This is a genomic window from uncultured Nostoc sp., from assembly GCF_964245575.1.
Classification (GTDB): Bacteria; Cyanobacteriota; Cyanobacteriia; order Cyanobacteriales; family Nostocaceae; genus Nostoc.
On the sequence record NZ_CAXTNP010000059.1, the window covers coordinates 22,451 to 32,317 of the forward strand.

A 9,867-nucleotide genomic window follows, 5' to 3' on the forward strand; every position below is an offset into this window, starting at 1 on the left:
CAGCAAATAAATAAAATATAAGTTTTATATATAGACTTGGAGTTAACAAAATTTCTTGATGTGGAAATCAAAATTGAGAATATTGGCGACATGATTAGGTATATTTATGAGCATCAATTTTGGACGTGAAATTTGTGGAAATCTTGATGCAGGAGAGTCGCGTGAGTGGTTAGTAACCAATGGTCGCGGCAGTTATGCTTCAGGTACAGTAGCAGGTTTATCAACACGGGGTTATCACGGTTTACTTGTGGCTGCACTGCAACCACCGTTGCAGCGAACCTTACTACTAGCAAAGCTAGACGAAACAGCAGAGTATGAAGGCAGCTCTTATCCACTGTTTGCCAATCGTTGGTCAAATGGCACAGTTGCTCCTGAAGGTTACCGCCATATCGAAAGCTTTTATTTAGAAGGAACAGTACCTGTATGGAACTTTGCTTGTGGAGGTGCGTTATTAGAGAAACGCATCTGGATGCAGCCTGGATCTGACACTACATACATTCATTACTTCCTGCAACGGGCAAAGCGATCGCTTAAGTTATCAATCGAAGCATTTGTTAATTACCGCGATTATCACAGCAGAACCCATGCTCAAGAATCGCCTGCGAAAGATTGGCGAATGAATGTGAGAGCGATTGAGCATGGAGTCAGTGTCAGAGTGTTTCCGCAAGCGCAACCTTTGTACTTGTTGACAGATAACGGTAATGCCTCACTTAAGAACGAATGGTACTACGGATTTGAACTCGCAGCCGAAAAGGAACGTGGAATCAACGATATAGACGATCATCTTCACCCAGCAACTTTTGAAGCCACACTGGAGCCTGGAAGCTCATTTACTTTTGTCGCTAGTACGCAGCAAAATCCTAATTTAAACGGTGCAGTAGCCTTAGATTTACGTCACCAGTACGAGCAAAAGCTGATAGTAGACTGGCAAGCTAAACGGTTGCCACAAGCGCCTCAAGCTCCTGATTGGGTGCAGCAACTTGTACTTGCTGCCGATCAGTTTATTGTTGAGCGCCAAGGTGGAAAAACCATTATCGCCGGTTACCACTGGTTTACTGATTGGGGTCGCGACACTATGATTAGTCTACCCGGTCTGACGCTTGCCACTAATCGTCTTGAAATTGCAAACTCCATTCTTCGCACCTTTGGCCAATATATCAGTCAAGGAATGTTGCCCAATCGTTTCCCTGACGATAATAAGCCACCCACAGAAGATTACTACAATACAGTTGATGCAACACTATGGTATTTTGAAGCCATCCGCCTATACCATGCTATGACTGCTGATGACAAGCTATTAGGAGATTTATTTCCCAAACTGGCGGAGATTGTCGAATTTCACCGTCAAGGAACGCGCTACAATATTCACCTCGATCCCAGTGATGGGTTGCTTTATGCAGGGCAACCAGGAATGCAGCTTACCTGGATGGATGCCAAAGTCGGTGATTGGGTGGTTACTCCTCGCATTGGCAAGCCTATAGAAGTGAATGCCCTTTGGTATAACGCTTTGCGAACAATGTCCCAGTTCGCCCAAAAGTTAGGAAAACCTGACAAAGACTACGATGCAATGGCTGATGCCACCCAAAAAGGTTTTAGTCGTTTCTGGAATGATGCCAATGGATACTGTTTTGATGTTTTAGACGGCCCAAGTGGTAACGATGCCTCTTTGCGACCAAATCAAATCTTCGCCGTATCCTTGCCAGAAAGTCCGCTCACTCCTGAACAACAACGGCAAGTAGTAGAAGCGTGTGAGCGATCGCTTCTAACTTCTCACGGATTACGCAGTCTTGCACCTAACGACCCGCAGTATATCGGTCACTACGCTGGAGATCAATTAAATCGTGACGGCGCTTATCATCAAGGAACAGTTTGGGAATGGTTAATTGGTTCCTTTGTCTTAGCTCATTTGCGTGTGTTCAACAACCCATCCGTTGCTCGTCAATTTCTAGAACCGATGCAGCATCACCTCTTTACTGCTGGAGTTGGAACTATCAGTGAAATATCTAATGGTGATCCACCAATGGAACCTAAAGGTTGTATTGCTCAAGCTTGGTCAGTTGGAGAAGTACTCCGCGCTTGGCTAGCTACAGAGAAATAAGCAGCGGAGCAGGGGAGTTTTTTTCACGCAATCAAATATAAGTCCTATAGCAATACTGCTCCGTTAAGAGTCGATCCCCCCAACCCCCCGATAAATTGGCTTGCTCTAAATGCCTTATTTTCCCCCTTTTTAAGGGGGACTAAGGGGGATCTCCAATGGCTATGCACCAAAAACCGAGCAGTATTGAGTCCTATAGAATCCATAATTTGGGAATGAAAAGCGTGGGAAGTATGCAATTAATGACACTCTACACCTTGTTGGGTTAAACGACTTTGCAAATTAGCGATCGCTTCTTCAAAACCGGATACAACACATAGTGATGGTGCGTTAATTCCAGCAAGAGTTAGTTCCTCATTTAGCCAAAGTTGTATCTCTTCCTCAGAAAGTGGAACGCAAAGCATAGCACCCGTTGGGATAGGTTCATGAGTTGTCCACAGGCAGCAACAAGTGCTAAAGCATCTTTTAGAGAGAAAACAGAAAATTCTTTGTGGGTCTAGAGTCTTAGTGATTTTTAACTTAAATTAACTTACCGTGCGCTTCCGTTGCCGACTCACGTAGTATTAGAAATTGGAAAGAAGCACAAAGTGAATGGGACGACGATGAACTCACAAGGATCTAAGTCGAGGGTAGAATTACTTGAGCAAGGGATGTATCCTTTCACCCACCCAAAAGATTGGTCATGGCCATTCTGGGCTGCTGTCCCACTCTACCCCTACGGCAGGCGGCGGACACTTCGCAAAGAAATAGTTTTTGACACTATCTGGACATTCGAGCAGCTTCAGGGCATTCTCTACACTATCGTGCCGATTCGCATGACTGTCGTCAAACTCGCTGCTGGAGGACTTCTGGTCTATGCACCCGTTGCTCCAACAACTGAGTGTGTCCGCTTGGTTAATGAGTTGGTAGCAAAGCACGGTGAAGTTAAGTACATCATATTGCCAACCAGTTCTGGTCTTGAGCATAAAGTCTTCGTTGGCCCCTTTTCCAGACGTTTTCCTCAAGCACAAGTCTTTGTTGCCCCACATCAGTGGAGTTTCCCATTCAACCTGCCCCTTAGTTGGCTAGGTTTTCCCCAAAAACGAACTCAAGAACTCCCAGAGGACTCAAGCCTTTCTCCCTTTGCTCTGGAGTTTGACTATGCAATATTGGACATCAACTTAGGACGAGGTTCTTTTGCAGAAGTTGCAGTATTTCACAAGCGATCGCGCACTTTGCTTGTAACTGATTCTATACTTTGTGTTCCAGAAGATCCACCAGAAATTGTCCAATTAGATCCTTATCCCTTACTGTTTCATGCAAGGGACAATGCCTTGGAGATGATCGAGGACAATGAAGACAACCGCCGCAAGGGATGGCAACGCATTTCATTGTTTGCGCTTTACTTCCGTCCAAGTGCGCTAGAAATTACTGCAATGGGACAGATGTTTCGTGATGCTCTCAAAGCACCACAGCGATCGCTAAAAACCTACTTTGGTTTATTTCCTTTTCGCTGGCAAGAAACCTGGAAGCAAGCATTCGATGCTCTACGAGGTCAGGGGCGACCATTTGTCGCACCGATTCTGCAAATCCTCATTCTTCCCCAAGCACCAAGACAAGTCCTCAACTGGGCTGATACAGTTGCAAGTTGGGATTTTCAACAGATTATTCCCTGTCACTTTGACTCACAAATTAAAGCAAATCCACGTCAATTTCGGCAAGCATTTGCTTTCCTTGAGAAAAATCCCTCTGTAAGTAAGGACTTTTCTTCTAGCGAAAGCCAGCCTCTATTGGAAGAAGACTTAAGATTTATTAAGGAACTTGAAGCGGGTTTAGTTAAGCGCGGTATCGCAACGCCAGCTAAAGAGAATCCCCGTGGGAGTTAGTGGAGAGTTTTTTAGCCGCAGCCCAAGCTTCAGTACAGTTCCATGCTTCATTGTAAGAATTATGCACATGGGTACATAAGCCATGAGGCTTATTTGCACCAGTTCTAGCGGTCAATCGCCATCTGCCTGTTTTTCCAGCCGAATCAATAATTTCTAAAACTTCAACAATCCACATGAAATTACTTTTGTGGTGCTTGTGGCTGCTCATTAGCAGCAGGCTGCTGCACCAGATAGCCTAATAGTGCCGTAGCAAGTCCGCCGATAGTACTTGCCAGTTGATGATTAATCACCCCAGCACCCCCTAGTAGGGTAGAGCCACCTGCAATTAATCCAAAAAACGTAGTGAGGGTATTGAGAGTTGATTTAGACATTTGAGTTATTTGTGTTATGAGTGTAGGCGTAGTATTCCCAATTTGCTACTAAAGTTTATCAAAGGGGTTGTCCTCTTCTATCCTGTGTAAATCTTGAAATTCACGGATCTTAAAGGTTCCATTTTTTTGTAAATAGCTTTCAATATCTTTCATGGAAGAGTAAAGGCGATTGGTTCTATGCTCCATCATTTCCTTTATCCCTCCAATTAGTAAAGTTATAGTGTCTTTACTATTTACATAATCTTGAATGTGTAAATCTAGCCGATGGGATATTTCTATAATTTTTTCAGCATTGGTGTTAACACATTTGCGATACTCTTTCAATTCTTCTTCAATTTGAGGGATTGAATCTAATCGATGGCATATATCTGTAATTTGTTGAGTATTGATATTAGCGTATTTACGGTACTCTTTCAAATCCTCTTCAATTTGAGTAATTGAAGAGGAAATTTTACTAACATTGCTAACAACCTTAATCCCTAAACCAGCTAAAGCAGACACACTCAACAAAATTCCTAAAAAGATACCTGTCGACTCTAAGGTGATTGTAATTCCTGATGAATTAGAGTTCACAACAGCTATTGTTGACTCTGTATTAATCATTTAATTGTTTTAATGCAAAGCATCAATCTTGCTTTCAATTCGTGGGAGGTCTACATTTTTAATTTGGTTAATCAAGTTTTCTGTTGAATCACTTTCAGTTCCGGTGTACTCAAATAAACTAAAAGTTACATCTTGAAACCACTTAGGGACATCAAGACTTACAGCATAAGTAGTAACCAACTTTGGGAAAATAATTAAAGTCAGACGATTAAGGTAGAGTTTACGTTTTTGTACCGCATCTGAGTCTGGTAGTCCTCCAACAGTTAAACCTAAATTAATTCGCTGATTTAAAAAACCACCAAAATACCACGTTGGTTTATTATTAGAGCAACTAACAGAAGTTGCGATAATATGACTCTCTAAAAGAGTAGGAATAGTAATAGTAGGTATGGGAGTGTAGGATTCTCCATTGCTACTAGTTACTGCCTGAACAGTGGTGCTATAGAATAAATCCTAGTTAGCTGAATTACCCAACTGCAAAACTGGATTACCCATACTAACTTTTAAGCTAAATAAATTTCTATTAGATTTTCTTCGACTTCTTCAATATAGTCGTCCATATTTTCAATGACAGGCTCGACCATCTCCAATAAGTCTTCAGGAGAAATTGTACCTCAAATCATCAGCTTAACAGCAGATTCAACTAACATTGAATTGCTAATTGCCTGCTGCACTTCTACTAAAGGATCGTTGGGGATAATTAAATGAAAACATTCCCCAACTGAACGCTGAAACTGAAGAAATTCTCTCATTAACCTGTAGGTAGACCAGTAGCTGGAGTTGTAGGTTTAGCAACATCAAAGAAGCCATCTTCTGGGTGTAGCTCTGGAGTAAAGCTAACGCCAATACACTTGAAGCCAGTTACTTCCTTTCCCTTAACGGCAATCATAATCGCCTTTCTAGAATCTTCTTCAGTTTCCTTGGCAATATCAGTAATGGTTGCCCCGGACTCATCTTTAACTGAAGTTGTCGTCCGACCATAAGGTACACCACCCGAACGGCTAGGATAAGCCTTATATGATCGCTTTGTAATTCCTGAAGTTTTTTGGGTTTTAGTAGCAGCAGTAGGAATCACCGTAATATGAGCCAACGCCGGATAAAAATTTGTTATTTGTTTGGTTTTTGTCAAGTCGCGCTCAATCCCTAGCAAACCATCGGTTAGAGTCGTGTTGAATAGTCCTCGAATATTATCTGCAACTACTGTCATAGTTCCTTGATAAGCATTGATAGCACCTGATGCGCTGCTCGGTTCAATGTCAAAGGGGATTACACCAACGTTAAATCGAATCAGAAATTTAGCATCAGGTTTTCGGGCAACAACTAACTTATTTGTTCCCTTAAGAAAATTAAGATACTCACCAGCGGCCCCACTGGTTGCTGAGTAATTCGTATCTTTGAGAGTTTTGTGCAATGCCCCAAAGCGTTTATGCTTTTTAGCCATAAAGTAACGATATTTGTAGAAAGCTATTTTTAATTTACTAACAAAAGATGAAAATAACATCCTTGAAAACCCTTACTGTGTCTGGTTTTTTTATGGTCTGCTTTGTGACTCCTTAAGTCTCTAGAAACGCTATTCGTTGCTATAAGTATTTTTTATTGGTTGAAAGCCTTTCTAATTTTCTTAATTTATTTGAATTTTATCTAAATCTTATTAAGTATATTTATCGATCCAATCTGGCTTTGTATTTTTTAACCCCTGAGAAAAATACCTAGCTTTTTTTGCAGCAACAGTAATTGCTAATAAAGATTGACCTTTTCGTAAACCAACTTTAGTAAATGAACCCTCAAGATAAGCAGGGTCGATAAGTAGCTTAATAGCTTCGATTAAACTATTAGCTGTGTCGTTGTCATGAGTGTTTACAATCACTTTTGAATTATCTTTTAAAGTAAGAATAGCTTCGATATTCCCTTTTTTGTAATCAGGGATAGGAGAAGTTGCACGACGATTTATTATTGGATGGGGGATAGTTATTGGATAAACAAGATAGCCAACATTTCCGTTATCATGCTTTTTGCCACATAATAATATGAGTTGAGGGCGTTTGCCTTCAGGTCGAACCTGCCACCATTCAGGAACTGCTGCAACCGCTTGACTGGGAAATTTTTGATTGTAAAGCGCTAGTCTTGAATTTGCAATTAAAGACGAATCATTTGTTTGAATCATCATTGCATCTTTTAGAGCAGTGTCAGTAGCAGACAGAGTATCACTTCCAAAAGCAGAAGTAACAATCGGGTTAAAGTTCGCTATAAAAAGTTTTCTAATTTTTGCCCAGTCTCTTGTAGGCATACTTAAGGATTAATTTGTAATTTGATAAGTTTACGTTTAAAATAATAAATATTCTTTAGCTAAATATTTTATGTCAGAACCTTTATTTATTTTAAAATCTAAAACGTTTTATCAGGGTTCACCCGAACAAATTCGGATTGAATTTGAACCTTTAGTAGATTCACCACTTTCTGATAATTTTTGGGCTGACCCTAAAAACCCTAATGGGCGTTCTGAATTTTACATTACATCAGCCTTAAGTCAAAACTATCCAGTTGGTGGAAAGTTTAGATTAGCACTAATTTTTATTCCTAGCTAATCTTTGGACTAGTGCAGTGTTAGAGATAATTACTATAATTAATTAATTAGTAGTTAAACTTTGAATCTCTTCTGCTATTGTAGTCTAAGCATCATTTATTGCAGTATTTAAAGTAGTATTTAACTGCTCAGATGACTGCTGAATGTACGTTGCTAATTGTTTAGCTGTTACTGGGGTGGAAGTAATAATATCAGTAGCGTTTAACCCTTGAGTATTTGTATTTTCTGTAACTTCTGAAAGGATTTTGAGAACCCCACTTTTAAGAGGAATATGATTAGGAGTATATTTCCAATTGTTTTCTGAAAGAATTCCATCATCTTGTAAAGCATTAAAACCATCTCCAACTAAAGATGCTGTCTGTTCAATTGCATCAACAAGATTACAACCAATATCACGTACTTCGTTAAGAACGTTTGCACTTGTATCACTAACTTCTCCAACTATTCCACATAAACTTATTTGGATATTCGCCAAAGCATTCATTTCATAAATTAACCAAGATTCTAATCTTTTTGGACAATGAATTGTTCTATCTCTGAAATTAGGTGTTCTATCTTGATTACATCCAATTACAGTTTGAACAGATATTTCAACAACATCAATGTCGTTAGGTTTTATATCACATTGCTCACCCTGAATTTCAAACATCTGGTCAAAAATAGCTTTAACTTCTAATTCCATGCCGGGAAGAACTTTTATTTTCTTAGGTTCTTTTAAAGCTACAGGTTTATGAGTTTTTGGATCGCAGGAATCAAAAGTTTTAATTTCTATTTCAACTAGTGCATTACATTGCAATCCTTCGATGTCAAATAGCTTTTCAAAAATAGCTGTAACCTCTTGCTCTGTGCCAGGAGCAACTTTTATTTTTTTAGGTGGTTGTAGAGCCACAGGTTTATGAGTTTCTGGATCGCAGGAATCAAAAGTTTTAATTTCTATTTCAACCAATGAATAGCACTCCAAAGCAGCAGCATTTGCTATTTGCTCGAAATTAAGAGTTTCTTGTGATTCAGTTCCTTTGATTACCTGAATACTTTTATATACAAATTGCGGTACTTTTGTTTGAGGATTACATCCTTCAAAACATTTAGCATTTATATTTGAAAATTCCACTTTTGCGTCCTCACCTTTTTCTGCTTTTTCTGCTTTTTCACCTTGCTCACCTTTTTCTCCCTTTTCACCAGATTCACCTTTTTCACCTTGCTCACCTTTTTCTCCCTTTTCACCAGATTCACCTTTTTCACCCTGCTGACCGGGTTCGCCTGGTGTCCCTGGTTCTCCCGGTGTGCCCGGTTCGCCCGGTGGCCCTGGTTCTCCTACTCCTGGCGACCCCGGTGGCCCCGGTGGCCCTGGTTCTCCTACTCCTGGCGGCCCCGGTGGCCCCGGTGGCCCTGGTTCTCCTGGAGTTCCTGGTAGTCCGGGTGGGCCTGGAATAAGTGGCTTCGCAGCATTGGCTTTAGCTATTTCGGCATCAGTTAAAGCTCTTTCAGCATCGGCTTTTGCATCAACGATTTGATCTTGAAGTCCGCCAATTTGATCCTGAACTCCACCGATTTCATCCTGAACTCCACCGATTTCATCTTGGAGTCCGCCAATTTGATCTTGAACTCCACCGATTTCATCTTGGAGTCCGCCAATTTGATCCTGAACTCCACCGATCTCATCTTGTACTACACCAATTTCATCTTGAAGACCGCCAATTTCACCTTCAAGCCCACTGATTTCACCTTGCAGCCCACCGATTTCATCTTGCAGCCCACCTACTTCACCTTGCAACCCACCTACTTCACCTTGCAACCAGATCCAGAATGGGACTATTACGAAATCTGGCAATTATTGCACGACATCAAAAATAAAATTGATGCTGGATTAAAGGTTATCTCTGGTGAAGAATATGCAGACGATACTAGTGATGAAAAACTTAAGAACATACTAGAGCCAGCTTTAGAACAACTAGAAAATGTTATCGAAAACCACTTAACTTATTTAGATGACGATTAGTAAACCCGCCTGAAGCGATCGCGCAGCCTATCGTAGACATCGGGCTAGCCATAGACAGATATTTACAGAGGACTAATGATGAACAACAAAAAACGAACTAAAGTGAAATTTCAAGTATTTGAACATGAAGACGATTCTAAACTTGTGGATTTTACTTTAGAACTGACAGATTTTCCGCGAGAAAATTTGTTCGATTTCCTAATAACGATCAGCAATCCTTTTGCCGAATATCGCCCAACCCCGCCTGATGAGGCTACCTGACACAGTAGCCGAAACGGTGGGTATTACTACTCATCGTCGCGGACTGGAGTCCAACCCAGACGTACAGCACTCAAATCACAGCAGCTTAG

At 40.8% G+C, this 9,867-nt stretch carries 12 protein-coding genes; 4 read left to right on the forward strand and 8 right to left on the reverse strand.

Translation table 11 applies throughout. The features are described 5' to 3' along the window. Window positions 1-106: 106 nt before the first annotated feature. On the forward strand, window positions 107-2,098 hold the full coding sequence (locus ACFFAP_RS11920) for an amylo-alpha-1,6-glucosidase (protein WP_375511414.1): 1,992 nt from the start codon (window positions 107-109) through the stop codon (window positions 2,096-2,098). Between the two features lie 236 nt (window positions 2,099-2,334). On the opposite strand, the gene ACFFAP_RS11925 is transcribed toward ACFFAP_RS11920, so the two are convergent. After that, window positions 2,335-2,499, reverse strand: a complete 165-nt coding sequence (locus tag ACFFAP_RS11925; protein ID WP_375511415.1) for a hypothetical protein — start codon at window positions 2,497-2,499, stop codon at window positions 2,335-2,337. 246 nt (window positions 2,500-2,745) lie between these two features. On the opposite strand from ACFFAP_RS11925, the gene ACFFAP_RS11930 reads away from it, so the two are divergent. Further along, complete coding sequence (locus ACFFAP_RS11930) at window positions 2,746-3,960, forward strand: DUF4336 domain-containing protein (protein ID WP_375511425.1); 1,215 nt, start codon at window positions 2,746-2,748, stop codon at window positions 3,958-3,960. Here ACFFAP_RS11930 and ACFFAP_RS11935 read toward each other — a convergent pair. From ACFFAP_RS11935 to ACFFAP_RS11960, 6 genes are all read right to left on the reverse strand, one after another. Continuing rightward, window positions 3,935-4,168 carry a hypothetical protein gene (locus tag ACFFAP_RS11935; RefSeq protein ID WP_375511416.1) on the reverse strand — a complete coding sequence of 78 codons (234 nt, stop codon included), beginning with the start codon at window positions 4,166-4,168 and terminating at the stop codon, window positions 3,935-3,937. The genes ACFFAP_RS11930 and ACFFAP_RS11935 overlap by 26 nt on opposite strands. Next, entirely contained in the window at window positions 4,140-4,331 is a 192-nt protein-coding gene (locus ACFFAP_RS11940; RefSeq protein WP_375511417.1) for a hypothetical protein, read from the reverse strand. Before ACFFAP_RS11940 ends, ACFFAP_RS11935 begins: the two co-directional genes overlap by 29 nt. 48 nt (window positions 4,332-4,379) lie before the next feature. After that, a complete protein-coding gene (locus tag ACFFAP_RS11945) occupies window positions 4,380-4,934 on the reverse strand; it encodes a hypothetical protein (protein ID WP_375511418.1) in 555 nt (184 codons plus the stop codon). A gap of 614 nt (window positions 4,935-5,548) precedes the next feature. Next, a complete protein-coding gene (locus ACFFAP_RS11950; protein WP_375511419.1) occupies window positions 5,549-5,686 on the reverse strand; it encodes a hypothetical protein in 138 nt (45 codons plus the stop codon). Beyond that, the gene (locus tag ACFFAP_RS11955; protein ID WP_375511420.1) at window positions 5,686-6,375 is read right to left on the reverse strand and encodes a hypothetical protein; all 690 of its coding nucleotides are present in this window, start codon (window positions 6,373-6,375) and stop codon (window positions 5,686-5,688) included. Before ACFFAP_RS11955 ends, ACFFAP_RS11950 begins: the two co-directional genes overlap by 1 nt. Window positions 6,376-6,585: 210 nt before the next feature. Continuing rightward, window positions 6,586-7,221, reverse strand: a complete 636-nt coding sequence (locus ACFFAP_RS11960) for a hypothetical protein (protein ID WP_375511421.1) — start codon at window positions 7,219-7,221, stop codon at window positions 6,586-6,588. A 70-nt stretch (window positions 7,222-7,291) separates the two neighbouring features. On the opposite strand from ACFFAP_RS11960, the gene ACFFAP_RS11965 reads away from it, so the two are divergent. Beyond that, on the forward strand, window positions 7,292-7,519 hold the full coding sequence (locus tag ACFFAP_RS11965; protein WP_375511422.1) for a hypothetical protein: 228 nt from the start codon (window positions 7,292-7,294) through the stop codon (window positions 7,517-7,519). Window positions 7,520-7,603: 84 nt separating this feature from the next. Here ACFFAP_RS11965 and ACFFAP_RS11970 read toward each other — a convergent pair whose 3' ends face one another. Continuing rightward, a complete protein-coding gene (locus ACFFAP_RS11970; RefSeq protein WP_375511423.1) occupies window positions 7,604-9,292 on the reverse strand; it encodes a hypothetical protein in 1,689 nt (562 codons plus the stop codon). On the opposite strand from ACFFAP_RS11970, the gene ACFFAP_RS11975 reads away from it, so the two are divergent. Next, on the forward strand, window positions 9,287-9,517 hold the full coding sequence (locus tag ACFFAP_RS11975) for a hypothetical protein (RefSeq protein ID WP_375511424.1): 231 nt from the start codon (window positions 9,287-9,289) through the stop codon (window positions 9,515-9,517). The genes ACFFAP_RS11970 and ACFFAP_RS11975 overlap by 6 nt on opposite strands. Window positions 9,518-9,867 lie beyond the last annotated feature (350 nt).

What these genes read in the sequence shown, in the direction of transcription:
- ACFFAP_RS11925 (WP_375511415.1), bottom strand. Translation starts at nt 2,499, where the DNA reads ATGCTTTGCGTTCCACTTTCTGAGGAAGAGATACAACTTTGGCTAAAT.
- ACFFAP_RS11955 (WP_375511420.1), bottom strand. Translation starts at nt 6,375, where the DNA reads ATGGCTAAAAAGCATAAACGCTTTGGGGCATTGCACAAAACTCTCAAA.
- ACFFAP_RS11965 (WP_375511422.1), top strand. Translation starts at nt 7,292, where the DNA reads ATGTCAGAACCTTTATTTATTTTAAAATCTAAAACGTTTTATCAGGGT.
- ACFFAP_RS11940 (WP_375511417.1), bottom strand. Translation starts at nt 4,331, where the DNA reads ATGTCTAAATCAACTCTCAATACCCTCACTACGTTTTTTGGATTAATT.
- ACFFAP_RS11930 (WP_375511425.1), top strand. Translation starts at nt 2,746, where the DNA reads ATGTATCCTTTCACCCACCCAAAAGATTGGTCATGGCCATTCTGGGCT.
- ACFFAP_RS11920 (WP_375511414.1), top strand. Translation starts at nt 107, where the DNA reads ATGAGCATCAATTTTGGACGTGAAATTTGTGGAAATCTTGATGCAGGA.
- ACFFAP_RS11960 (WP_375511421.1), bottom strand. Translation starts at nt 7,221, where the DNA reads ATGCCTACAAGAGACTGGGCAAAAATTAGAAAACTTTTTATAGCGAAC.
- ACFFAP_RS11935 (WP_375511416.1), bottom strand. Translation starts at nt 4,168, where the DNA reads ATGAGCAGCCACAAGCACCACAAAAGTAATTTCATGTGGATTGTTGAA.
- ACFFAP_RS11945 (WP_375511418.1), bottom strand. Translation starts at nt 4,934, where the DNA reads ATGATTAATACAGAGTCAACAATAGCTGTTGTGAACTCTAATTCATCA.
- ACFFAP_RS11950 (WP_375511419.1), bottom strand. Translation starts at nt 5,686, where the DNA reads ATGAGAGAATTTCTTCAGTTTCAGCGTTCAGTTGGGGAATGTTTTCAT.